General features: G+C 39.8%; 20 protein-coding genes. 19 read left to right on the forward strand and 1 reads right to left on the reverse strand.

The genetic code is table 11. From position 1 onward, the window contains the following. Nucleotides 1-68: 68 nt before the first annotated feature. The 17 genes from PNC201_RS02785 to PNC201_RS02865 all read left to right on the forward strand — a co-directional run bounded on the left by PNC201_RS02785 (nucleotide 69) and on the right by PNC201_RS02865 (nucleotide 23,394). A complete protein-coding gene (locus PNC201_RS02785; RefSeq protein ID WP_102056097.1) occupies nucleotides 69-1,091 on the forward strand; it encodes an NAD-dependent epimerase/dehydratase family protein in 1,023 nt (340 codons plus the stop codon). Further along, nucleotides 1,092-2,363 carry a flippase gene (locus PNC201_RS02790; protein WP_102056098.1) on the forward strand — a complete coding sequence of 424 codons (1,272 nt, stop codon included), beginning with the start codon at nucleotides 1,092-1,094 and terminating at the stop codon, nucleotides 2,361-2,363. Continuing rightward, nucleotides 2,360-3,397 (forward strand): ATP-grasp domain-containing protein, encoded by a 1,038-nt coding sequence (locus tag PNC201_RS02795; protein WP_102056099.1) that lies wholly within the window; start codon nucleotides 2,360-2,362, stop codon nucleotides 3,395-3,397. The genes PNC201_RS02790 and PNC201_RS02795 overlap by 4 nt, the downstream gene beginning before the upstream one ends. After that, complete coding sequence (locus PNC201_RS02800; RefSeq protein WP_158299101.1) at nucleotides 3,387-4,586, forward strand: EpsG family protein; 1,200 nt, start codon at nucleotides 3,387-3,389, stop codon at nucleotides 4,584-4,586. Before PNC201_RS02795 ends, PNC201_RS02800 begins: the two co-directional genes overlap by 11 nt. 75 nt (nucleotides 4,587-4,661) lie before the next feature. After that, a complete protein-coding gene (locus tag PNC201_RS02805) occupies nucleotides 4,662-5,762 on the forward strand; it encodes a glycosyltransferase (protein ID WP_102056101.1) in 1,101 nt (366 codons plus the stop codon). A gap of 187 nt (nucleotides 5,763-5,949) precedes the next feature. Then, nucleotides 5,950-7,086: a glycosyltransferase family 4 protein gene (locus PNC201_RS02810; protein WP_102056102.1), complete on the forward strand. Its 1,137-nt coding sequence runs from the start codon at nucleotides 5,950-5,952 to the stop codon at nucleotides 7,084-7,086. Nucleotides 7,087-7,091: 5 nt separating this feature from the next. Then, nucleotides 7,092-7,655 (forward strand): acyltransferase, encoded by a 564-nt coding sequence (locus tag PNC201_RS02815; protein WP_199539677.1) that lies wholly within the window; start codon nucleotides 7,092-7,094, stop codon nucleotides 7,653-7,655. Further along, on the forward strand, nucleotides 7,652-8,788 hold the full coding sequence (locus PNC201_RS02820) for a glycosyltransferase (protein WP_102056104.1): 1,137 nt from the start codon (nucleotides 7,652-7,654) through the stop codon (nucleotides 8,786-8,788). The genes PNC201_RS02815 and PNC201_RS02820 overlap by 4 nt, the downstream gene beginning before the upstream one ends. Continuing rightward, nucleotides 8,785-9,381: a sugar transferase gene (locus PNC201_RS02825; RefSeq protein WP_102056105.1), complete on the forward strand. Its 597-nt coding sequence runs from the start codon at nucleotides 8,785-8,787 to the stop codon at nucleotides 9,379-9,381. Before PNC201_RS02820 ends, PNC201_RS02825 begins: the two co-directional genes overlap by 4 nt. After that, nucleotides 9,378-10,013 (forward strand): acetyltransferase, encoded by a 636-nt coding sequence (locus PNC201_RS02830; protein WP_102056106.1) that lies wholly within the window; start codon nucleotides 9,378-9,380, stop codon nucleotides 10,011-10,013. The genes PNC201_RS02825 and PNC201_RS02830 overlap by 4 nt, the downstream gene beginning before the upstream one ends. Beyond that, nucleotides 10,013-10,858, forward strand: a complete 846-nt coding sequence (locus tag PNC201_RS02835; RefSeq protein WP_102056107.1) for a 3-hydroxyacyl-CoA dehydrogenase family protein — start codon at nucleotides 10,013-10,015, stop codon at nucleotides 10,856-10,858. Before PNC201_RS02830 ends, PNC201_RS02835 begins: the two co-directional genes overlap by 1 nt. 3 nt (nucleotides 10,859-10,861) lie before the next feature. Then, a complete protein-coding gene (locus PNC201_RS02840; RefSeq protein WP_102056108.1) occupies nucleotides 10,862-12,037 on the forward strand; it encodes a DegT/DnrJ/EryC1/StrS family aminotransferase in 1,176 nt (391 codons plus the stop codon). 130 nt (nucleotides 12,038-12,167) lie between these two features. Further along, complete coding sequence (locus tag PNC201_RS02845; RefSeq protein WP_102056109.1) at nucleotides 12,168-14,129, forward strand: polysaccharide biosynthesis protein; 1,962 nt, start codon at nucleotides 12,168-12,170, stop codon at nucleotides 14,127-14,129. A gap of 824 nt (nucleotides 14,130-14,953) precedes the next feature. Then, a complete protein-coding gene (locus PNC201_RS02850) occupies nucleotides 14,954-17,074 on the forward strand; it encodes a YjbH domain-containing protein (RefSeq protein ID WP_199539678.1) in 2,121 nt (706 codons plus the stop codon). 1,463 nt (nucleotides 17,075-18,537) lie between these two features. Next, entirely contained in the window at nucleotides 18,538-20,148 is a 1,611-nt protein-coding gene (locus PNC201_RS02855) for a hypothetical protein (RefSeq protein ID WP_010605746.1), read from the forward strand. Between the two features lie 322 nt (nucleotides 20,149-20,470). Continuing rightward, entirely contained in the window at nucleotides 20,471-22,084 is a 1,614-nt protein-coding gene (locus PNC201_RS02860; protein ID WP_010605745.1) for a hypothetical protein, read from the forward strand. Between the two features lie 632 nt (nucleotides 22,085-22,716). Further along, complete coding sequence (locus PNC201_RS02865) at nucleotides 22,717-23,394, forward strand: hypothetical protein (protein ID WP_174170382.1); 678 nt, start codon at nucleotides 22,717-22,719, stop codon at nucleotides 23,392-23,394. Nucleotides 23,395-23,404: 10 nt separating this feature from the next. Here PNC201_RS02865 and PNC201_RS02870 read toward each other — a convergent pair whose 3' ends face one another. Continuing rightward, on the reverse strand, nucleotides 23,405-23,695 hold the full coding sequence (locus PNC201_RS02870) for a ribbon-helix-helix domain-containing protein (RefSeq protein ID WP_102056111.1): 291 nt from the start codon (nucleotides 23,693-23,695) through the stop codon (nucleotides 23,405-23,407). A 21-nt stretch (nucleotides 23,696-23,716) separates the two neighbouring features. On the opposite strand from PNC201_RS02870, the gene PNC201_RS02875 reads away from it, so the two are divergent. Next, the gene (locus PNC201_RS02875) at nucleotides 23,717-24,109 is read left to right on the forward strand and encodes a VOC family protein (protein ID WP_102056112.1); all 393 of its coding nucleotides are present in this window, start codon (nucleotides 23,717-23,719) and stop codon (nucleotides 24,107-24,109) included. Nucleotides 24,110-24,440: 331 nt separating this feature from the next. Beyond that, nucleotides 24,441-24,887, forward strand: coding sequence for an REP-associated tyrosine transposase (locus tag PNC201_RS02880; RefSeq protein WP_102056113.1), 447 nt, complete (start codon nucleotides 24,441-24,443; stop codon nucleotides 24,885-24,887). Nucleotides 24,888-25,531: the final 644 nt, after the last annotated feature.

Raw genomic sequence — 25,531 nt, forward strand, 5'->3', positions numbered from 1 at the left:
TAGCCGAGAAAAAGGGTTTGTTAATAACCCTTTTTAATTTTTTGAACTGAAAACCCGAAGAGTTTCTCATGTCTCGTTACGAAGAAGTTAAAGCTGAACTACAAAACAATCCAAAAGTCTGGCTAGTCACTGGTGTGGCTGGATTTATAGGCTCCAATCTACTTGAAACGCTATTAAAGCTAGGCCAAAAAGTAATAGGACTAGATAACTTTGCCACGGGCCACCAACATAATTTAGATGAAGTACAAAGCCTAGTGACTACAGAGCAGTGGCAGCGGTTTACTTTTATTGAAGGTGATATTAGAGATTACGCCACTTGTGAAACTGCTGTAAGTAACGTTGATTACGTTTTACACCAAGCCGCACTGGGTTCAGTGCCCAGATCAATCGCAGATCCAATTACCAGCAACGCTGCCAATATCACGGGCTTTTTGAATATGCTCCAAGCTGCGAAAGAAGCCAACGTGGAAAGCTTTACCTATGCAGCAAGCAGCTCGACTTACGGTGATCATCCAGCTTTACCTAAAGTGGAAGAGAACATAGGTAATCCACTATCGCCTTATGCTGTAACTAAATATGTAAACGAACTTTACGCAGGTGTTTACGCTAGAACCTACGGCTTTAAATCAATTGGCTTACGTTATTTTAATGTATTTGGTCAACGACAGGATCCCAATGGCGCTTATGCAGCGGTTATTCCTAAATGGACTGCGGCCATGATAAAAGGGGAAGATGTTTACATTAATGGCGATGGTGAAACTAGTCGTGACTTTTGCTTTATAGAAAACACAGTGCAAATGAATATTCTTGCAGCCACTGCACCTGATGAAGCTAAAGATAATGTTTATAATGTAGCTGTGGGTGACAGAACAACACTTAATGATTTATATAAATCAATACAGACGGCACTTAAAGAGAGTGATGTAGAGCACACTCAAGAGCCAATTTATCGTGATTTTAGAGCCGGGGATGTTCGCCATTCTCAGGCTGATGTCGGTAAAGCAGTTAATAATTTGGGGTATGTTCCTGAGTACAAAATTTTACAAGGTATTAGTAAAGCAATGCCTTGGTATGTAGGTTTTTTAAATTAAATGCTAAACCAAATCAAAAGCTTTAAAAAAAAATTAGATAAGAGTAAGGATGGCCAAGTTTTAGCTAGCAATTTTAAGTATATGATATTACTTCAGTTTACTAGCTATATATTCCCACTACTAACCATCCCATATCTTGCAAAGGTTGTTGGTGTCGAAGGCTTTGGTAAAATTGCTTTCGCGGCCGCAGTAATGGTTTGGTTTAAAACGATTACTGACTGGGGATTTAATTATACGGCAACACGGGATGTTTCTAGAAATAGAGAGGACCTAGATAAAGTATCTGAAATTTTTTCAAATGTCCTTTGGGCAAGAGTTTTCTTAAGTCTTATGTCTCTGTTGCTCTTGTTGTTATTAATCGAAGTTGTACCTTATTTTACTGAAAATGAAAAAATTCTTTTTGTCACATTTTTAATTGTCCCAGGGCAAATATTCTTCCCTGAATGGTTCTTTCAAGCAATGGAAAGAATGAAGTTTATTACAATATTTAACATTGCGTCTAAAACATTGTTTACTGCGTTAGTTTTTGTTTTTATAAAAGAGAAATCTGATTTTATTTTACAGCCGTTATTCATATCTTTAGGGTACATGGTCTCTGGTTTGGGGGCTATGTACCTAATTACTGTGAGATGGGAAATTAAAGTACGCCGACCAAATTTTCCAGTTATATTAAAAACAATAAAAGACAGTACGGATGTTTTTGTTAATAATCTTATGCCTAATTTGTATAACAGTTTTTCAGTAGTCTTGCTTGGCTTCTTTGGTGGAACTGTAGCAAATGGCCTGCTTGATGCGGGTAGTAAATTTGTAAATATTAGTCAGCAGTTCATGAATGTAATTTCTCGTGTGTTTTTTCCTTTCTTATCACGGAAAATTAATAAGCATGATATATATACAAAGTTGCATTTACTTGTCTCTGTAGTGGCTGTTTTACTATTGCTTTTGTTAGCTCCAACTATTATTGGTTTCTTTTTCACCGAGGAGTTTTATGAGGCAGTGCCGGTATTGCAAATAATGTCCCTCTCGATAATTTTTACATCATTGATAAGTATATATGGAACAAACTACATGCTTATAAAGGGTTATGAAAGGGAGTTAAGGAATTTAACGATTGCAAGTTCAATAATTGGTTTTATTATCTCTTTCCCATTGATTTATTACCATGGGTTCATTGGGGCTGCTATAACCATTACTGTAACTAGAGCTATTCTCGGTTTAGCAATAACTTATAAATCATATCTATTGAGAAAAAATAATAAGAGGGCTATATGAAAATAGCTATACACCATAGAAAGGGAAGTTTTTCTGAACGCTGGATTGATTACTGTGAAAAAAATAATGTTAGCTATAAAGTTGTAAACGCTTTTGAGTCTAATGTTATAGAGCAGATTAAAGGCTGCGCAGCATTTATGTGGCATCATCATCATGGTGATGCAAAAGATGTAATTGCGGCAAAGAAGATTCTCTTTGCGTTGGAGCATGCCGGTATCAAAGTATTTCCAAATTTTCGTACTGGATGGCACTTTGATGATAAAGTAGCGCAAAAGTATTTATTTGAAGCAATAGGCGCACCTGTTGTACCAAGTTACGTTTTTTACGATAAAGCTAATGCTCTAGCTTGGGCTAAAAGTATCAATTACCCAAAAGTATTTAAACTTAAGGGAGGGGCGGGCTCCGCGAACGTACGGCTTATTAATAATAAGCGTGAGGCATATAAAGTTATAAATAAATCCTTTGGTCGAGGCTTTTCCCAGTTTGATAAGTTAAATAATCTTAAAGATAAACTTGCAAAATATCTATCAAAACAGGAGAGTGGAAAAGAGCTATTAAAAGCATTTGCTAAACTATTTATATCAAGTAGTTTTGCAAGAAAGCATCATCGTGAAAGCGGTTATGTATATTTTCAAGATTTTATAGAAAATAATGATTCTGACTTAAGAGTTATTGTTATTGATAATAAAGCTTTCGCAGTTAAAAGAATGGTACGTGAGGGCGATTTTCGAGCTTCAGGTAGTGGAGTGAAAGTCTTTGATAAAGAAAGTATTGATATTAACTGTATAAAGATTGCGTTTGAAGTTAATGAACGGCTATGTTCGCAATCTGCTGCTTTTGATTTTATTTGGGATAATAATGGTAAACCATATTTGGTTGAAGTAAGTTATGGGTTTGCTATTGATTTTTATGACCCTTGCCCAGGGTATTGGGATAATAATTTGCAATGGCAAATAGGGGAGTTCAACCCTCAAGAGTGGATGGTTGAAAGTTTAATTGATAGTTTGAATAATAATGAAGCCCGTGATAATTAATAAAAACACATTAATAACCTATATATTTTTTATATTCTCACCTATTTTTTCTATTCCATTGATATTGATTCAGTTGTTTAATAATGTCAATAAAGGGATGGTGTTGTTGATTTCAGCTCTTTATGCCTTGCTGAGTTTTAAGTATATACCTAATATAACTAATGATAAAAAAAGGTATATTGAAAGGTTTGATTTGTTTTCTGGTTACGATTTTAAAGAGTTGATAAACTATTTCGTAACTGTGAAAAGGCCTGATTTTGTTTTTGATGGTATTAACTTTGCGTTTTCAAAGTTGGGTCTTGGTGTTAATTATTTTTTCTTTTTTATAACTTTTGTTACGATTTATTTGTATTTTTGTTTTATTAAATTGCAGTGCTCAAAAATGTCTAACAAAAAGTTTTTGTTTGGTATTTTTACTGTTCTCTTTGTTGTTTTTTCTGTTTCATTGCCCAGTATATTTTCTGGGGTGCGTTTCCTTTTTGCTGGCAGTATTTTTGTTTGGGGAGTGTATTTTTTATTTGCAGATGACAGAAGGTTGTGGCTAGTTTTTTGTTTATTTTTAACTTCAGCGCTTACGCATTATAGTTTCATTCTTTTAATATTTGCGGCTCTTTTTTCGGTGGTAAATTACAAAAGAGTTGTTATATCTTTAATTTTGTTTGTTTCATTGCTTTTGCTTTTTGGGACATCAGTGGCAAAAGAATCATTTGAAAGTATTTTAAGTTTTTTAACTTTGCCTGAAAGTTACTTAAATAAAGCAAGCTTATATATGCAGGAAGATATAGAAAGTAGTTTTAATGCAAAAATTCTAAGTTTTTTAAGGCATTTGTGGTTGTTTTATTTGATGGTGTTTTTGTTTTTTAACTATGAGAGAAATAGTAAGTATTATGCGTTTATAGTTAATCTTGTTTTTGTTGTTTGCTTTGTGTCATTTATAGATACAGCATTTTATCGATATGCTCTGTTTCTAAAGATATTGTTTGTACCTTATGTGTTCTATTTATCTACCAAAAGAGAAAGTGCGGGCACTAATGTTAATTTTTTGCTTTTTTCTGTTTTTTATTTTTTAGGATTCGTGGTAGATATTGTCGTTATAAGGGATAATATAGCAGCATCATATAGTTCAGGTGTCTGGTCATTGTATGAAATTTTGACGACTTCAAATGCTGATATATCTTTAGTTGAGTGATTTTAGGGGGTAGTAACTTTTTCTCTTTAATATGTTTTTCTTATGCTGTCGTATTAGCCATATGGATATAAATTTATGAGAATTAAAAATGTAATTTTTTTTGTTTCTACTCTTGATAGTGGGGGGTTGGAAAACTATCTCTTGCGCTTTCTATATGAAAAGCATAGCAGTTTTGATGGTGTTTATGTTTATTGTAAAAGTGGAAATGCAGGGCAACTTGAAGAAAAATACCGAAAAATAAATAATGTTCACATTGTCCTAGGTAAGTTAGGAGCTCTTAATTTATTTTCACATATAAAATTAGCTTTTTTCATAAAGAAAAATAGAATCGATGCAGTTTGTGATTTTACAGGGAATTTCTCAGCATTACCTCTTTTGTTTTCTCGTTTTGCAGGGGTGAAAAAGCGTGTTGCTTCTTACCGAAACTCATCTGACCGATTTAAGAAAGGTCTTTTAAAAAACACCTTTAGTAACTTTTTGAAATTTACTGTAAATAAAAGTGCTACTAATATAATCGCGAATTCTGAAGCGGGTCTAAATTATTTTTATACCAATAAGTGGAAAAGCGACAAGCGTTTTTCTGTAATTCGCAACGGTTTAAACTCTTATGAATTACTTGCAGAAAGTGGAAATTTAAGAAAGGATTTTGGCATATCTGACCAAGCATTTGTCATTGGCCACACAGGCCGTTTTAATGAGGCTAAGAACCATTCTACAATCTTAGCCGTTGCCGAGATTTTACTGAAAAAGTATCAAGATATATATTTTATTTTATGCGGAAATGGTGTCTTGGAGAACCTTCGGTCATCAGTAGTTTCAAAACAGCTTAATGAAAGAATATTTTTATTTGAAAATCGTAACGATGTCCCTCGTTTTTTGAATACTATGAATTGTTATTTTTTCCCATCAATTACAGAAGGGCAGCCTAACGCTCTTATTGAGGCTATGGTTTTAGGGCTGCCATATGTTGCTTCAGATATTGCTTCAATTCGAGAGACAGCCAGCGAACACTATAAGCTTTATGACCCATTAGATGTAGAAGGTCTTTCTGAAGCGCTTGAAAAGCTTTACTTAAATAACACTCCGAGAGACATAAGTTTACAAAAGGAAACTTGCGAAAGGTTTGAACACACAAAGAGGTTTGACGACTTTTATCGCGTGCTTTCAGGTATGTAATAAAATAGATTAGTTTTTGGTTTGCTTTGCAGTGATTGGCTTGCAGGAAGCTTTATATGGCTTTTGTTTTCATAGTCATATATTTTTTGTGAAGACTTTGCTTTATAAAATTTTTGTTTATGCAGTGTGTATTCTTTATCTATGTTGTTATATTTGATTTTTATTAATTGGTTTTGGTGTGTTAAAAATGAATGTTAAAGTAGTCCGGGTAAGTTTAGAGCATCGTTTTTACCTCTATAATGGGGAGTATTATACTCGGTTAGCGTTTCCTTATCTGTATTGGAAAGATTATCTAAGATACTTTGATAAAGTTGAAGTGATAGCTAGAGTTAAGAATTTAGAATCGATAAATCAAGATTACAAAAGAGTTGATGGAGAAAATGTCGATGTAATACCTATGCCATATTATGTTGGATTAAAAAATTTTATTTTTAAGCTCCCAAGTTTATTGTTTCGGGCATCTAATTTAGTTAATTCAAAAGATTACTTTATTCTTAGAAGCGGCAATGTTTCAAATGTATTATGGGTTTTTATTGTTCTATATAGAAAGCAGTACCTTAGAGAATATCCAGGGAATGTATATGAAGGAGTAACAGGGTTTGCAGGGAAAGGCATTCATATAAAGTTACTTGCTTATTTCTTGGATGGTTTGGCTAAAAAACAGGCTTTGCTGTCTAAGGCAAATAGTTTTGTCAGTGAAGATTGCAAAGCAATTTATTCCACAAGGAAGCCAAGTTATGTATTTTCAAGTTTCAATATCGATGAAATAAATGTTCAAAAAGAAAATTATAGCTATGGAGGGGAGTTTAATCTTGTTTCTGTAGGACGTTTAGAAGGAGAAAAAGGCCACAAAGATCTTATAAGTGCATTATCTAAAATTAAAATAAAGACTAAGCTAAAGATTATTGGTGACGGTAGCCAGCTAGGTGCTCTTCGTCAACAAGCTGCCTACTTAGATGTAGATGTCGATTTTTTAGGTGCTATTACGGACCGGGACAAGCTTTTTAAAATTATTGCTGATTCAGATCTTTACATAATCCCATCTCATACTGAGGGGATGCCACGCTCTCTCCTTGAGTCTATGGCAATAGGCATGCCTTGTATAGGTACTTTTGTCGGTGGTATACCAGAGGTACTAAATTCTGATTATTTAGTGCAAGCAAAAAAAATAGAAGCTTTATCTGATTTAATCTTAAAAGTATCTAAGGATGAGAAGCTTAGAATAAATATGGGTAGAGAGAATCGTTTATTTATAAGAGAAAAATATTCCAGAGAAAATATGGATAAACAAAAATTAAAATTTTGGGGTGAGTTATATAAATGAATTTAATGAAAGAAATTAAATATCAGCTTAGATATGCACTTCCTGTATGGTTTATGCAGCTTCTTACTTCTTGGTTGCCCGATATTTCCGTTTGTATCAGGATTAGAGGCTTGTTGGTTTCAATTTTTTTACCCGGAATGCCAAGGAAGTTAACATTAGGTCGAGATGTGACCTTACTTGCTATTAACCGCTTTAAAATAGGAGATAATGTATATATTGCGAAAGGCTGTTGGATTAATGCTATCGGAGGTGTAACTTTTGAAGATGAAGTGGTTTTGGCCCCCTATGTAGTAATGTCTTCAAATAATCATGGTTTTAAAGATGGCTCAGTAAAAAGAGGTGGCGCACATCCCGGGCCAATACAAGTTGGCTTTGGTACATGGGTTGCCGCGCACTCTGTAATTGCAGCAAACGTAAATATAGGTAAAGGAAACTTAGTTGCCGCTAACAGCGTGGTGACTAAGTCAACATCAGATAATAGTGTTCAAGCTGGTGTACCTGCAAAGCACATAAAAACACGACTAGACAATCCGTCAACAATAAACAGTAAGCACGACATTAATCTATGAAAAAGAAAATATGCATTATTGTTACTGATGCGGTTTCATTCAACTATTTAATGAAAGGGCAATTAGAATATTTATCTAATTCTGGTAAGTATGAAATAACATTAATTTCAGGAGGTGATGAAAAGCAAATAGCTATTTTGGAGCATAGAAATGTTGGTAGGTATGTCTACTTGCCATTTAGTCGTGAAATTGATATTAAAAAAGATATTTTTTGTGTAATTAGGCTTTTTGCTTTTTTTATTTTTAATCGGTTTGATGTTGTAGTTTACTCAACCCCTAAGGCCCTTTTGTTAGGTTCTATAAGTTCAGCTTTGACGCTTCAAAAAAAGCGAATAGCAATTGTCAGAGGGCGAGTTTATGAGAACTACTTAGGAAAAAAGCGTAAATTCTTTGAGTTTTTAGATAGACTTTCTTTATCTATTAGTAGTAAGTGTATTTTTATTTCTAAATCTCTTATGCAAAACTTTATCGCAGAAAGAATTGTAGACTCTAGAAAATCTGCGGTTTTACTAAATGGTTCATCTAACGGCTTAGATTTTGACTGGGTAAATTCACCTTCAGTGAAAGATGAGCTATTAAAACTTAAAAAAGAAATTGGCTATAATGAGTCTGATTTCATAGCTGTATGTGTCGGTCGTATTTGTATTGATAAAGGTGTTGTTGAGCTTGAAGCAATTTTTAATAATTTAAAGCACTACTCTGAATTTAAGTTAGTTCTTGTTGGGCGCATAGAGAATGAGCTCGCGAAAGATATCATAGCTCGGCTCTCGGGCTTTGATAACTTTTTTCACTTTGACCAAGTTTCTGATGTTAGGTGTTTTTTCAAGTTGGCTAATTTACATTTATTTCTATCGCACAGAGAAGGTTTTGGTAATGTGGCGCTAGAAGCTGCAGGGTTTTGTGTTCCCACTTTTGGTTACGATGTGGTTGGAGTTAGGGATAGTGTATGTAATGGAGTAAGTGGTAAATTATTTCCTTTCCAAGAAGTGGAACTAATAGTTAAGGAAATTGAAGGTTATATTCACTCAAAAGAAAAATTAAAAGATGAATATTCTGAAAGTGCCATTTGGGCCAAGAGAAATTTTAAGTCAGCCACTGTTTGGGAAGCCTATGAAAAGGAATTTTACAAATGAAACGCATCTTTGATTTTTTAGTTGCTTTGTGTGCAATACTCATTTTAATGCCAATTATTGTGATTGTTGCAGTGTTGATACATTTTAAATTAGGTTCTCCTATTTTATTTACTCAAGCTCGGCCTGGCCTCAATGGCAAAATATTCAAGATGATGAAATTCAGAACCATGCTCGATACAAAAGATGAGCACGGGAATTTATTGTCAGATGACCAGCGTATGACCAAGTTTGGTGGTTTTTTACGTTCAACTAGCTTAGACGAGCTACCAGGGCTGTTAAATGTGATTAAAGGTGATATGAGTCTTGTTGGCCCAAGACCTCTACTTATTCAGTACTTGCCTCTTTATAGTCAAGAGCAAGCTCGGCGCCATGATGTACGACCCGGTATTACAGGATGGGCGCAAGTTAACGGACGTAATGCAATTAGCTGGGAAGAAAAGTTTAAGCTTGATGTTTGGTATGTGGAAAACCAAAGCTTTTTACTAGATATAAAAATACTCTTTTTGACCGTAAAAAAAGTATTTGTACGTGAAGGTATCAGCGCTGATGGTGAGGCGACAATGTCTCTTTTTAAAGGGAGCGATAAGAAATGAAAGAAATTATAATTATAGGTGGTGGAGGGTTTGCTAAAGAGGTTGTTTGGCTTGCTCAAGATTGTAATCGTAAGGTAAGAGGTGTGTTAGATGATAATGCTTCGACACATGGTACCGACGTCCAAGGTGCAATCGTTTTAGGTTCAGTTGACTCTTGGGTAGATTACTCTTTAGATTGTGAGTTTATAATAGCTATCGGTAATCCTAGAACACGTAAGGCTGTTTCAGATAAAATGCATCTATTAGGAAAGCCGAATTTTGCAACACTGATCCATCCTAGTGTTAGATATTCCAATACTGTTTGTATCGGTAAAGGCAGTATTATTTGTGCAGGCTCAATATTAACTGCTGACATAGAGATGGGGACTCACAATATATTAAATCTTAATGTGACGGTTGGACATGAGTGCAATTTTGGTGATTTTATAACTGTCGCCCCCATGGCTGCTGTTTCTGGAAATGTATTATTAGATGATTTAGTTGAAATTGGTACGGGTGCAACAATTAGGCAAGGTTTAAACCTTCAGAAAGGCTCTATGCTTGGTATGGGAGGAGTCTTGACTAAAAATATCCCTGAAAGAACGATTTTTGCAGGTAACCCTGCAAAGAAATTAAAGGAGATAGCTGAGTAATGGAAGTGTCAATAGTTGGCTCAGGCACAATGGCTACAGGTATAGCTCAAGTATTATGTTTAAGTAATGAGGTTTCAAGAGTAAATTTAATTGCAAGAACAGAAGATAAAGCTATTGCTTCAAAAAGTACATGTGAAAAAAACATATCTAGACTTGCTCGCAAAGGGAAAGTTTCAGTAGAGCAGTCAAGTATGGCAATAGAAAAGGTATTCTGTTTTACAGAGCTTGCCACAGTATGTAATTCAGATTTAATTATTGAGGCGATTGCTGAGGATTTCATTGCTAAAATGGAGCTATTTTCCAAACTTGCCCAATTTATAAGTGAGTCAGTAATTGTTGCTTCTAATACTTCATCTCTCTCTATAACTGCTTTTGGTAGCGTTTTACCAAACCCTCAAAATGTAATTGGATTGCACTTCTTCAACCCAGCGCCGGTTATGGAACTAGTTGAAATTGTCGTTGGTCATGAAACTAGCCCTGAAGTAGTTGGTAAACTTCAAGTTCTGACTAAATCATTAGGGAAATCTCCTGTTGTAGTACAAGAAGCACCAGGTTTTGTTGTGAACCGAATGCTGATCCCAATGATTAACGAAGCTGTGAGTATTTTAGCTGAAGGTGTTGCTTCAGCTGAAGATATTGATAAGGCAATGAAATTAGGAGCCCATCATCCAATGGGACCATTAGCTCTGGCAGATTTAATCGGCAACGATGTAAATTTATCAATAATGGAGTCACTCTATAAAGAGACTGGAGATCCTAAGTACAGAGCACATCCTCTTTTGAGGAAAATGGTACGAGCAAATTGTCTTGGGCGTAAAACAAAAAGAGGCTTTTTTGAGTATTAATCTATGTTAAATTCCCCGTTTTCCCCTTGGCCTAGCTTTACTCAGCAAGAAGCAGACGCAGTAAGTAAAGTTGTACTTTCTAACAAAGTGAATTACTGGACTGGTACAGAAGGGCGTGAATTTGAAAAAGAGTTTGCAGCTTGGACTGGTGCTGAATATGCGATTGCACTTGGTAATGGCACATTAGCGTTAGATATTGCGTTGAAAGCATTGAACGTTGGTGAAGGAGATGAGGTTATTACTACTCCTCGTACTTTCTTAGCTTCTGCAAGTAGTATTGTTACAGCGGGAGCTGCACCTGTATTTGCCGACGTTGACTTAAATAGCCAAGCTATTACTGCTGAGTCTATTAAAGCGGTTTTAACACCTCAAACAAAAGCAGTTATTGTGGTGCATTTAGCTGGAATGCCTGCTGAAATGGATGCGATCATGGCCCTCAGTAAAGAGCATGGCTTCTATGTCATAGAAGACTGTGCTCAGGCACATGGTGCTAAGTATAAGGGTCGTTCAGTTGGTTCTATAGGCCATATAGGTGCTTGGTCATTTTGCCAAGATAAAATTATGACCACTGGTGGTGAAGGTGGAATGGTTACTACAAACTCCAAAGACCTATGGTCAAAAATGTGGAGTTATAAAGACCACGGTAAAAGCTTTGATGCCATTTACAATCGTGAACACCCTCCTGGATTTCGCTGGTTGCATGAGAGTTTTGGCACTAATTGGCGTATGACAGAAATGCAAGCAGTGATTGGGCGTATTCAACTTACTCGTATGTCAGACTGGACGGCTAAAAGGCAAAGCAATGCTCAAGCGATAGATCAAGTTGCAAAAGCATTCAATGTGGTACGTACAGTGCGCGTGCCGGATTATATTGAGCATGCAGAGTATAAACATTATTTGTTTGTAAACTCTGCGGCGCTTAGGGAAGGTTGGACAAGAGATCGCATAGTCGACGAAATCAACACGCTTGGCGTGCCCTGTTTTCAAGGTAGCTGCTCAGAAGTTTACCTAGAAAAAGCCTTTGATAGTACGCCTTGGCGACCAAAAGAGCGCTTAACAAATGCAGTAGAGTTAGGTGAAACATCTTTAATGTTTTTGGTGCACCCAACGCTTACCACTGAAGAAATCAGCAAAACTTGTGAGGTAGTAAAGCAAGTACTTCACAAAGCATCACTATAAATAGGAAGGGTGCGCACGCATCCTCCATATTTTCCTCATACATTTTTGCTACTTTTGTGTATACTGCAACATGTACTATGCTTTAGTTCGTCTGCGGTTTTAATTCGGATTGGAATAAAAAGGGAACACAATGGATAGTTGGTTTCGCGCCTTACTTGGCGCTTCTCGTAGCCAAAAACGACTTCTCACGCTCGTATTAGATTCAGTTTTTATAGTCTCAGCCTTTTGGTTAGCGCTTATTGTTCGCCTCGATAGCCTAGCACCACTGGCTAATCTTAATAATTGGCTAATCCTCGCCTTGTTACTCCCAATTAGCTTGGTGATATTTGTAAAACTTGGTTTATATCGCGCTGTGCTCCGTTACGTTGGGGCAAATGCCGTAGGTGCTGTTGTACTTGGTACGGTTATTAGTACCGTGATTTTAGTGTTGTCTTCATTTTTTACGCAAACCGCTATCCCTCGTACTATGCCCTTTATTTATGCGTGGTTGATGATACTTTCTGTGGGTGGCTCGCGTATTTTGGTAAGAGCACTTATTTGGCGATTAACCTCATTTACTAAAACCCCAGTGGTTATTTATGGCGCTGGAGATGCTGGTCGGCAGTTAGCTACTGCGCTAGCAACAGGGCCAGACTATTACGTTACGGCGTATCTAGACGATGACGCTACCAAACATAATGCTATTATCCAAGGGATCCCCGTTATTGCCTTTGACGAAATCTATAATTTGATAGATAAAAAGCGAGTGCATAAGGTTTTGCTTGCATTACCAAGCGTATCGCGCTCACGCCGTAAAGAAATACTCACGAAGTTAGAAAAACTGCCGCTCGAGGTGATGACGGTGCCAGGTATGGCAGACGTTATTGACGGTAAAGCGCAGCTTAATGAGATAAAAGAAGTCGAAATTGAAGACTTATTGGGCAGAGACCCAGTAGCGCCACAAGCAGAGCTGATGGCTGCAAATATAAAAGATAAAGTCATTATGGTAACCGGTGCCGGCGGTTCTATAGGCTCCGAACTATGCAGGCAAATTATATTAAATGGACCTAAAAAGCTGGTGCTTTTTGAGGTGTCTGAGTTTGGTTTATATAGCATTGAAAAGGAGCTGAATCAGCTTGCATTGAATAAAGGCGTATCATTGGAAATAGTACCAGTGATGGGGTCGGTGCAACGTATCAACCGTATTGAAACTTGCATGAAAGCCTTTGGGGTGCAAACTGTCTATCATGCCGCGGCCTACAAGCATGTACCGCTTGTAGAGCAAAATGTTGTTGAGGGTGTTCGTAATAATGTATTTGGTACTTATTACACGGCTAAAGCCGCTATTAACGCAGGAGTAGAGACCTTTGTATTAATCTCTACAGATAAAGCGGTGCGCCCTACCAATGTGATGGGTGCAACCAAGCGTATGGCAGAGTTAGTGTTACAAGCCTTGGCTGAAAGTAAAGCAACGTCTAAAAATACCCGTTTTTGCATGGTACGTTTTGGTAATGTGCTTGGTTCTAGTGGTTCAGTTGTGCCTCTATTCCGTAAGCAGATTAAAGAAGGTGGACCAATTACCTTAACGCATAAAGATATCACCCGGTTTTTTATGACCATACCGGAAGCTGCGCAGTTAGTTATTCAGGCGGGTGCCATGGGTAAGGGTGGTGACGTATTTGTGTTAGATATGGGTGAATCTGTTAAGATCAAAGACTTAGCGACCAAAATGGTGCATCTTTCTGGCTTAGAAGTTAAATCAGAGTCAAACCCTCATGGCGATATTGAAATTGAATGCACAGGATTGCGCCCAGGTGAAAAGTTATATGAAGAGTTATTGATTGGTGACAATGTAGAAGAAACTTCTCATCCACGGATCATGACGGCCAACGAGGTAAAACTGCCAATGGCAGAGCTAGAGTCTTTTATGAGTGCAATGGACACGGCTTGTCATAATTTTGATCATGAGCTTATTCGTAAATTGTTGCTAGAGGCGCCTACAGGCTTTAATCCTACAGACGGTATTTGTGATTTGGTGTGGAATGAAAAACGCCAAGTGCTTGAAGCGCAACGTGAGTCCGAGCAGAAAGTGGTTAATTTAAGAAACGTGTAACGATCTTATCGCGGAGTTATGTATTCGTAGCAGCGACTTTATGTCGCGATTTTTTATCTCGGGGTAAATCCGCGGTTACGGGGATGGTGTTCGGAACCCTTGTCGCGGGATAAACCCGCTGCTACGGGTGGTGTTTCGATGCTGTTGTCGCGATGCTCTTATCTCGGGGTAAACCTGTTGCTACGGGGTTGGTGTTTGGAACCCTTGTCGCGGGGTAAACCCGCCGCTACGGGGTCGGTGTTTCGGTGCTGTTGTCGCGGGGTTATGTATTCGTAGCTGCGACTTTATGTCGCGATTTTTTATCTCGGGGTAAACCCGTCGCTACGTGGTTGGCGTTTGGAACCCTTGTCGCGGGGTAAACCCGCTGCTACGGGGTTGGTGTTTCGGTGCTGCTGTCGCGATGCGCTTATCTAGGGATAAACCCGCTGCTACGAGGTTGGTGTTTCGGTGCTGTTGTCGCGATGCGCTTATCTCGGGGTAAACCTGCCGCTACGGGGTTGGCGTTTGGAACCCTTGTCGCGGGATAAACCCGCTGCTACGGGGTCGGTGTTTCGATGCTGCTGTCGCGGAGTTATGTATCCGTAGCCGCGACTTTATGTCGCGACGCTTTTATCTCGGGATAAACCCGCTGCTACGGGGTTGGCGTTTCGTTGCTGCTGTCGCGATGCGCTTATCTCGGGATAAACCCGCTGCTACGAGGTTGGGTTTTTCTATACTTCATTGTACGATGTCTACATAATACTTATAACTAACGGTGGCTGAGCTGGTTAATTTGCTCTGCCACATTTAATTCAAGAATTGAAAATAAAAATCGGTCTGCGCACATGTCAAAAATAAATACGATTCTTGCAGGTAGCATTGCACTTGCAAGCATACCTGTTTTAGCTGATACCCAAATAAATAACTACACTGCATTTGCGGGGTACACTGGTATTTTTAATACCCCTACTGCTGAGGTACTTGAAAAGGGAAGTATAGATATTGGTTACAATAACCAACTTGATCACAGTGGCAATGGCTACTTCGATGGTCACAACTATATTTTCTCAGCGGGTGTGTTTGACGGTTTAGAGGTAAGCGGTATGATTGCTTCTAATACAATGCACGACAATCTTTTTACTACTGTAGCTAATGGTGAAAATCAAACTCGCGACCTTTCATTTAACTTAAAATACCAACTCCCTTTTGTGCCTAAAGAGTGGTTTAACTTAGCTGTAGGTGGTAAAGACCTTGGCGGTGCCGCTAATAATTATGAAACCTATTATTTGGCAGGTTCTCGTGAATGGAACGACTTTAGATTTTCAGCGGGTTTTGCGGTAAGCGATCGCGCAACCGGGCAAATGGATGGCGCATTTGCGGGTATTGAGTGGCAGCCACTAGACTGGCTAGCTGTGCAAGTGGAACATGATGCTGATGCGGTTAATGCCGGTTTGCGTCTAACAGTACCAAAAGCATGGATTTATGATGTGGGTACTTTAACGCTTACCAGTAAGTTTTACAGTAATACTGATCACGCTGAAAAAGACACCTTTTGGGGTGTAAACTTCTCCATGCCTTTGTTTGAGCAGGCAACATTAAATGACCCACTAGAAGCAGCTCCAGCGCCAACGCTTGACGCAGACGCCAAGCGAGAAGCGGCATTTAAAGCTCATTATGAGGAGCAGCGCCGTCTCGCCCGTAAACCTCTTCCTGAAGCGAAAAAAGAAGTCACAGAGCGTGATGAATATAAAAAATCTCTAACAATGCAAACGCGCGCTTTAAAAGCGGCGCTCTTGGAAGACGGCTTTGAGTCGGTAAGTGTTGGCTTCAATCGAGACCCTCATGTTGTCGTGAGTTTTGAAAACTATGTTTTTAATCGCAACGACATAGATGCAATTGGTTTAGTATTAGGTCGTATTGCTGAACATGTGAACGAGCCGAACGCGCAGTTTACTGTTCAATTGCTAAATCGTGGTATTCCAATGTTAGCATTGCGAGGCCACATTAATAATTATAGAGAGTTCGTAAATACTGGCACTACACCTGATATGGATATTCGTCGAGGCGAAATGGACCCGATTGGTAGTGTGTCTTGGGTTGGTATGCCAAAGGCAAATAGCGCGTACTTTAAACCAAGATTAACCGTTGGTCCTGCACTGGACTCAAGGTTGGCAACGGAGCTGGGAGTTTATGATTTTTCACTCGCCTTAAAAGCAGATGTTGATGTACCAATGTGGTATGGCGGTGGTATTAATTTAAGTGCCGAAACCGAAGTTGCGAATACGAGTGACTACGATGATGGAAAAGCATTTGGTCGTTTGGCTAAACAAAGTGGCTTAACACAAGCGACTATCTATCAAACATTTGCACTGCCTTATGGTATTTATAACCAAACACATATCGGCTTTTTTAAAGAGTTTAATGATTACACAGGTATTAAGAACGAAACAACTTGGTTGAGTGGCAATGGTCGTCATCAATTTTCAGCAGAGCTTGGATACTTTGAGTACGATGATTATGACTTAGATAAGGATTATCAAACCTTGTCTTATCGTTATAACTGGGTTGAGCAAGATGTTAGTTTTCATGCCACAGCAGGTAAGTTCTTTTATGAGGATAGTGGCGTTAAGCTAGAAACGCGCTTTTGGTTTGGTGATAGTTACGTGTCCATATTTGCGCAAGATACAGATGTGCAAATCGCTGGTATATCTTTTAGCATTCCACTTACACCTAGAAAAGACATGGCACCAACACGTTATGGTCAAATTAAAGGAAATGAGGCGTGGCGTCATGCTGCAAGCTCTCGAATAAGTGAGTCAAAAAATGCCATTGCGATTGGTCGAGGCCATTTAGTTAATACGCCGGTTAATATTGATAAAACATTCCTCAATCAAGGTCGTTTATCGAGCAGCTATGTATATAGTAACTTGGCTCGACTAAGAGAAGTGTATTTGACCTATAAATAAGAGATGGTCACGGTAAGCCTGCTGCTATGGGGTCGGTGTTTCGGTGCTGCTGTCGCGGGATAAACCCGCTGCTACGGGGGTGGTGTTTCGCTGCTGCTGTCGCGGGATAAACCCGCTGCTACGGGTGTGGTGTTTCGCTGCTGCTGTCGCGGGATAAACCCGCTGCTACGAGGTTGGAGTTTGGAACCTTGTCGCGAGGCTATGTATTCGTAGCAGCGACTTTATGTCGCGATGCTGTTATCTCGGGGTAAATCCGCTGCTATGGGGTCGGTGTTTCGGTGCTGCTGTCGCGGGATAAACCCGCTGCCACGAGGTTGGAGTGCTTGTCGCGGGGCTATGTATTCGTAGCAGCGACTTTATGTCGCGATGCTGTTATCTCGGGGTAAATCCGCAGCTTTAGGTGTGGTGTTTCGGTGCTGCTGTCGCGGGATAAATCCGCAGCTTTAGGTGTGGTGTTTCGGTGCTGCTGTCGCGGGATAAACCCGCTGCTACGAGGTTGGAGTTTGGAACCTTGTCGCGAGGCTATGTATTCGTAGCAGCGACTTTATGTCGCGATGCTGTTATCTCGGGGTAAATCCGCTGCTATGGGGTCGGTGTTTCGGTGCTGCTGTCGCGGGATAAACCCGCTGCCACGAGGTTGGAGTGCTTGTCGCGGGGCTATGTATTCGTAGCAGCGACTTTATGTCGCGATGCTGTTATCTCGGGGTAAATCCGCAGCTTTAGGTGTGGCGTTTCGTTGCTGCTGCCGCGGGATAAACCCGCTGCAACGAGGTTGGAGTTTGGAACCTTGTCGCGGGGTTATGTATTCGTAGCAGCGACTTTATGTCGCGATGCTGTTATCTCGGGGTAAATCCGCAGCTTTAGGTGTGGCGTTTCGTTGCTGCTGTCGCGGGATAAACCCGCTGCTACGAGGTTGGAGTTTGGAACCTTGTCGCGGGATAAACCCGCTGCTACGAGGTTGGAGTTTGGAACCTTGTCGCGGGGCTATGTATTCGTAGCAGCGACTTTATGTCGCGACGCTCTTATTACGGGATAAATCCCGGTTACGGATCGCGATTCTTTTTTTTATTTTATCTCGTGACGATAGCTGCACTGAAGCTATCGCTACACATTTACAATTTATACCTCGTTAATAAACAACCATTATGTTGCAATTATTTACGATAAATTTAACTTCATTCATTGTGTATTTAGTGTACCAACGGTATCCTACTTTCAAACTAAATCAAGCGGTTGGATCTAACGCTTTACTGTGATAAATTAGCGGGGTCATCGTGGGCTGTTTCTATCTTGGTCATAGTTTTGACTACAAAGCTCGCGTTGAATCGGGTCAGGGAGTGACTTAGTCCCTGTCTACCATACAAATTTTTAATTTAAAGCTTTCATTGCTAGCAATGAAGCTTTTTTTGTGTGTTAACACGCTAACGTGGCGTTGTTAATAAAAAAGAAAACAAGGACTAATCATGATTGCAAACAAAAAATCTCTTCTTGCGCTGTCAGTCGCATCTGCGTTGACGCTTTCAGGCTGTTTCAGCGACGATGACAATAACACAACAACTCCACCACCAGAGCCTACAGATCCTGTAGTTGTAGCACCTGATGCTCCTAATGCTCTTTCTCTAGTTGTGAATGGTAGCGTTGTTGACAAAAATAGCACTAACGTTGTTCCTGCAACAATCGCATTCCTAGAAAATGGTGAAGCTTCTGAAAACATCGTAAATACCAAAGGCGAAGTAACTGCAACAGTTGAAACTGGTGATGCTGGTAATTTTGTATTTACTGTTAAAGAAGGTGCTGAGCTTTCTCAAGTAACAGCCGTTGTTACAGCGAACGGTTACTTCTCAAAGAGTTTCAACATTGATCTAACTACGGAAGAAGATGTTGCTGAAGTTGCAGTTCAACTAGCACTTGTTTCTAAAAATACAGATTCAACTGTTGAAGAAGTTGTAGAAACTGAAGTTGAAGGCGGTGTTGTAGACGCTGCAATCACAGCAACAGCAGCTAAAGGCAAAGCTGGTGCTAACGTGGTAATTCCTGCTGGCGTTGTACTTCGTGACGCAAATGGTGAAGCTATCACTGGTACAAAAGTATCACTAAACGTTGGTTCTGCAGATCCTACATCTTCAGCTGCCGGTGCAGTGCTTCCTGAAGGACTGAATGCAGATAGCGCTGCGACTTTAGCAGCTCCAGTTGGTGTTGCTAACGTAACAATGACTGATGAGAATGGCGTTAAGATCAAAAAGTTCAGCAACCCAATCTCTATCTCAATCTCTATTCCAAAAGATACTGTACTAGCATCTGAAGGCCGCGCTGTTGAAACTGGTGATGTATTAGGCCTTTCATCTCATAACGAAGATACAGGCGTTTGGACTAAAGAGACTAATAATGAAGTTACTGTTGGTGCTTTAAACGAAGCAGGAACTGCGTACAAAGCTTCGTTTATGACCGACCACCTTACATTCTTCACCGCAACTGATGAAGTTGCTGTATGTAATAATGATGTTTCTGTAAACATCACTGGTGACGTACCTGCAGGCGGCTTATTTGTTGATGTGCAATCATCTGATATCAATGCAACTAAGTTCATTGCTTCAGGAGCAACTTCTAAAGTTATTTACACTGCGGAAAACGCGGGTAAAAATAACGTAAGTGCAGACGCGACAGCACGTATTGTACTTCGTGATGCTGAAGGTACAGTTTGGTTTGATACTGAAAATGAAGTAGCTGTATGTGGTGAAGCTGTTGCAGCAACGTTAGAAGCGCCAGCGGTTGAGTACACAACAGCATCATTTGACTTAACGGGTGTTTGTTCTAATGATGAGTCGGTTTCTGTTCCAGTACAAAACTCAGTGATTACTTACCGTCGTGCTGACAAAGCAACATACCTTGCTGCAAATGCTGAAGGTACATATTCGTTAAATAACCTAGTTGTTGGCGAGACGTACACTGTGAGCATTGATCCATTATCACTAGAAGTTGCAGAAGGCCAAGCTACATCGTTTACTTTTGAAGCGGGTGCTGAAGTTGCAGACCAAGAGCTAAAAATGGCTTGTGAGACAGTAACTGGTTCTTAATAACGTCTGTTATTAAGCCTTAAAAAAGCCGCTGAATAGCGGCTTTTTTTGTTGTCAAAAAAGTTACAAACATCCTAACATAAGTACACTTAGCAAAGTTTGGACGTCATAAATGTTATTAAAGTAATATTACAGTTGTTATACACTTGCTTCTATTAAAGGGACTTGAAGTAACTTTGTATACGAAAATCTTTAAAAATTATTAAAAACTTATACTATCAAGCTGGACAATCTTAAAACCTTCTCTATATTTAAACTTCGATGTATTAAAACGCGCGACGGTGCCGCCTGGCGCTTTCAAAAAAGGGAACAAGGACCAATCATGATTTCGAACAAAAAATCTTTACTCGCTTTGTCTGTAGCTTCAGCTCTAGCATTATCTGGCTGTTTTAGCGATGATGATGATAATGTAGTTGTTAAGCCACCAGAACCAACAGATCCTGTGATTGTGGCGCCAGAAACGCCAGCTGCTCTAGCATTTGCTGTAAGCGGTAACGTAGTTGATATTGATACTGTTGATATCGTTGCACCGGCAACAATTGCCTTTTTTGAGGATGGAGAGCCTGCCTCAAACTTGGTTAACGTCAATGGTGATGCAATAACACAGATTGCAACAGAAGATGGTAGCTACACCTTTACCGTAAAAGAAGGTGCAGACGTTGGGATCGTAACTGCGGTTGTAACTGCTGACGGCTATTTTTCAAAAAGCTTTGAAATTGATTTAAGTAACGAAGACTCTGAGGCAACTTTAGAAGCTGAATTGGCGCTCGTGTCAAAAAGCGGTGATGAAGTTGTTGAAGCAAGCGTTTCTGAAAGTGTAGCTAATGCAACAACTGCATCTGCTGTTACTGCTGCGGCAGCAAAAGGTAATGCAGGCTCTGATGTCACTATTCCAGCCGGCGTGCAATTAAGAGATGCAAACGGTAATGCAGTTACAGGTACTTCTGTTTCATTAACTGTTGGCTCTGCGGATCCTACATCCAGCAAGATCTCCGCTGTTTTGCCAGCTGGATTGAGTGCAGATAGTACAACCAGCGTTAAAAAGCCAGTTGGTGTAAGCAATATCGTGATGCAAGATAACAATGGAACTAAGATCAAGCAATTTAGTCAAGAGATTGATGTTTCTGTTTCACTTCCTGTCGCAACCTTAGCACCATCTGGTGATAGAACAATTCAAACGGGAGACCTGTTTGATGTTTCTTCGAATAATGAAGATACAGGTAAATGGCAGTCAGAAACGAATAAAGCAACTGTTGGTGCGTTAAATGCTGAAGGTACGGCTTATAAAGCATCTTTCAAAACCGATCACCTTACGTTCTTTACATTGTCTCGTTCAGTTCCAATCTGTACGCAAGGTATTACTGTTAATGTGACTGGTGATACTGTTCCGAGCTCAGGTCTATATGTAAGTATGACTTCAGCAGATGCAAGCGTATCAAGTTATTTACGTGGTGGTAGTACGTCAAAAACAGTCGTTTCTGCAAGCACTTCAGCTCGTTACGGTATTAGCTCAACGGCATCAGCACGTGTAGTTATTCGTGACGCAGCAGGTAACGTGTGGGGGAATGCTTCTGCAACGAATGCTGAAGTTCCGGTATGTGATGGCCCAATTTCGATCGCGCTAGCAAATCCAATTCAAACCACAGTTAATGAAAATGTAACTGTTAGAGCAGTTTGTTCTAACGATACAACGGTAACAGAAGTTATCCCAGGTGCGATTGTAAAGTATAGAGCTAGTACTACTAAGCCATTCCGCACAGCAGCAAATAATGGTGACGGTACTTTTGCACTTTCTGCACTTAACGGTGATATCGCATCATATGCTGTTAGCGTAGATCCTCGAATTTCGGCACCATTCACAACGTCTATTACGCCTGATGGAACAGATGAGACCATCGATGTTTCAGTAGCGTGTGACACTGTAACGGGTAGCTAAGAAAAGAATGATTAGTCCAATCAGTTAAGCCGCGGAGACGCGGCTTTTTTCTTTTCTCAATTAAATATATACATGTAGGTATTACTTGTTATCACTTTTTCGCGGGATAAACCCGCTGCTACAAACTTGGCGTAGCAGCGACTTTAGGTCGCGACTCTTTTATGGCTTTAGGTCGCGAGTCTTTTTTATTATTTTATGCCACAACTCTTTTCTTGACGCGCTTGTCACGGAATAAGCCCGAAGCTACAAACTTGGCGTAGCAGCGACTTTAGGTCGCGACTCTTTTATGGCTTTAGGTCGCGACTCTTTTATGGCTTTAGATCGCGACTCTTTTATGACTTTAGGTCGCGAGTCTTTTTTATTATTTTATGCCACAACTCTTTTCCTTACGCGCTTATCGCGGGATAAACCCGCTGCTACAAACTTGGCGTAGCAGCGACTTTAGGTCGCGACTCTTTTATGGCTTTAGATCGCGACTCTTTTTTATGACTTTATGCCACAACTCTTTTCTTTACGCGCTTGTCGCGGGATAAACAGGCTGCTTTGAGGAGAAGATAACTATCAAACTTCCGAAAAAGACTAAAAACCGTTAAACTTAAGATCTTTAGTATACTCAATACGTTGACTACAGTATGAAATCTCATTTAGGCCGAAGAGCGTTTTCCTCTATGGAACTTCATACTTTGTTCAATGGCTATATATACTCGGATGAAAAGTTGAAGCGTGAGCAACCCAAGCATTGGCATTTTTGGTTACCTTTGCTGAGCTATTATACGGGGGCTTACAGTGATGAAATTGGTTCTCTTACACTTGATGATATTCATTATGAAGATCATGTTCATGTGTTTCATTTTAATACTCATGGTAAAATTCAACCACGTATTGTGCCCATCCATTCTGCTTTATGGCAAAGCGGGTTAGAGCAGTATTTAGCACTAGTCAAACAACAAGCTCATCATCGCATACTATTTGATTTACCAGCTAAGACTGGGCGCTATAGTGAGAAAGTCAGAATTTGGTTTTCTGGTGAAGGGGAAAGGCAAGGGTACTTGCAGAAGTGTGGTCTACCTAATGTTGACCAGCAAGGCATGAAAACTGCGATCAGTAGTCTGCGTTTGAATTTTGAGCAGCAAGTTAGAATTTCAGCTATACAGCTCGGTACAAAAAGCAGCTTCCAATATTTGCTGGGTCTCAAGCAAGATGGCCATGAAGTGAAACGTCCTCCTCTTTGCTTACTGAAGCAGGTCATTTCACCAATCCGAGTTATCAATCCGAATATTACATGGCAACGCTTTTTAGAGCGACAGTAAAGTGTAGTATTCAGCTACTACCACTGTGTAGATCGTTTGCTTTATTATTTGCAAGGTAAGTTAAGCAGGTAATACGCAACATTGACGCCAAATTTTTAATCTCACCATGGCGTTCAATTACTTCTTGATAAAGAGTTGAAATAAACTCAGCTAAAGTAAGCTGTTCATTCTTAGCTATGTTTTCTAGCAGGTGCCAAATTTCGTTCTCTAAAGCAAGGCTAGTAACAGCACCTTGAATTCGGATAGAGCGCTTATCTACTTCGTAGCAGTGAGGGGGGGTTGATGCGTAGAGCTCACACATATAAATTCCATAGGTAAAGTAATGGCAAAAATGATCCATTCAATGATCAGAGTGAAAGATGCTGATCGTTCAACTAAATTTTATCATGATGTATTTGCATTGACAGTGAAGCGACGACTAGATTTTAGTGGCTTTTCTCTTATCTATCTTGGCAATGAAGAAACGTCCTTTGAATTAGAGCTGACTTGGAATCATGAGGCTGTAGGTTATACCATCGGTAATGGCTATGGGCATCTTGCATTTGCTGTAGATAATTTGGAAGTAATTTACGATAAAGCCCAAAAAAGTAACTACAATCCTCAAGCAGTCAAGGACTTTTATAATCACGATGTATTGGTAGCAAGGTTCTTTTTTATCAAAGATCCTGATGGGTATGATATTGAAGTGATTGAAAAAAGTGAGGTATATCGGTAGAAACGGGGTACTCCGCGTCAAAGGTTGTAAATCTCAACATAAAATCGTTAAATAAGTCGCGACCTAAAGTCGCTGCTACGAATGTGTGCAAACCGGTAGCAGCGGGTTTATCCCGCGACCAGGGTTGGTGTGAGTCGTGATATTAAATCTTAAAAGCGTCGCGACCTAAAGCCATAAAAGCGTCGCGACCTAAAGTCGCTGCTACGAATGTGCAAAAACCGGTAGCAGCGGGTTAATTCCGCGACCAAGGTTGATTCCTATATACTTTTCAAGTTTGCTCTCTTTCAAATCTGCTCTATTCTTTATGTACGTAGAGTTATAAGGATATAACATGTACAAAAGTCAAAACTTGAGGAATAAGCGGGTCTCACTCGTAAATCATTTCTATGCAATTACCGTCACGTGCAAAGATAGAAAGTCGTACTTTAACTCCTTTTCGATTTGTGCTGAGGCCGCTAAGACAATCATGGCTTGCGAAAAGGAACGCCTTTTTAAAGTTATTGCTTTCGTTTTAATGCCTGATCATCTGCACTTAATCATACAGCTAAATGGCTCCCTTAGCTTGTCAGATGCAATTCGCGCCGTAAAGGGTCGAATTACGACTCGTTTACGCTCATTTGGTGTCTTTAGCTTATGGCAAAAAGGTTATTATGAACACTTGATTCGAAGCGAAGATGATTTAAAAGAGCAAGCAAGGTATATAATTCAGAACCCAATAAGGGCTAACCTTGTTACGCGGGTATGTGAATATCCATATTGGTTTTGTATATGGGTGTGATTTATTAAGGTGATTGAAAGTCATTACAAGCGTCACGACTTAAAGTCATAAAAGAATCGCGACCTAAAGTCGCTGCTACGAATGTGCAAACCGATAGCAGCGGGTTTATCCCGCGACCAGGGTTGGTGTGAGTCGTGATATTAAATCTTACAAGCGTCGCGACCTAAAGTCATAAAAGCGTCGCGACCTAAAGTCGCTGCTACGAATGTGCAAACCGGTAGCAGCGGGTTTATCCCGCGACCAGGGTTGGTGTGAGTCGTGATATTAAATCTTAAAAGCGTCGCGACCTAAAGCCATAAGAGAGTCGCGACCTAAAGTCGCTGCGACGAATGTGCAAACCAGTAGCAGCGGGTTTATCCCGCGACCAAGGTTGGTGTGAGTCGTGATATTAAATCTTACAAGCGTCGCGACCTAAAGTCATAAAAGAATCGCGACCTAAAGTCGTTGCTACGAATGTGCAAACCGGTAGCAGCGGGTTTATCCCGCGACCAAGGTTGGTGTGAGTCGTGATATTAAATCTTAAAAGCGTCGCGACCTAAAGCCATAAAAGAGTCGCGACCTGAAGTCGCTGCTACGAATGTGCAAACCGGTAGCAGCGGGTTTATCCCGCGACCAAGGTTGGTGTAAGTCGTGATATTAAATCT

Origin of the sequence: Pseudoalteromonas sp. NC201 (genome assembly GCF_002850255.1) — a bacterium.
Taxonomy (GTDB): domain Bacteria; phylum Pseudomonadota; class Gammaproteobacteria; order Enterobacterales; family Alteromonadaceae; genus Pseudoalteromonas.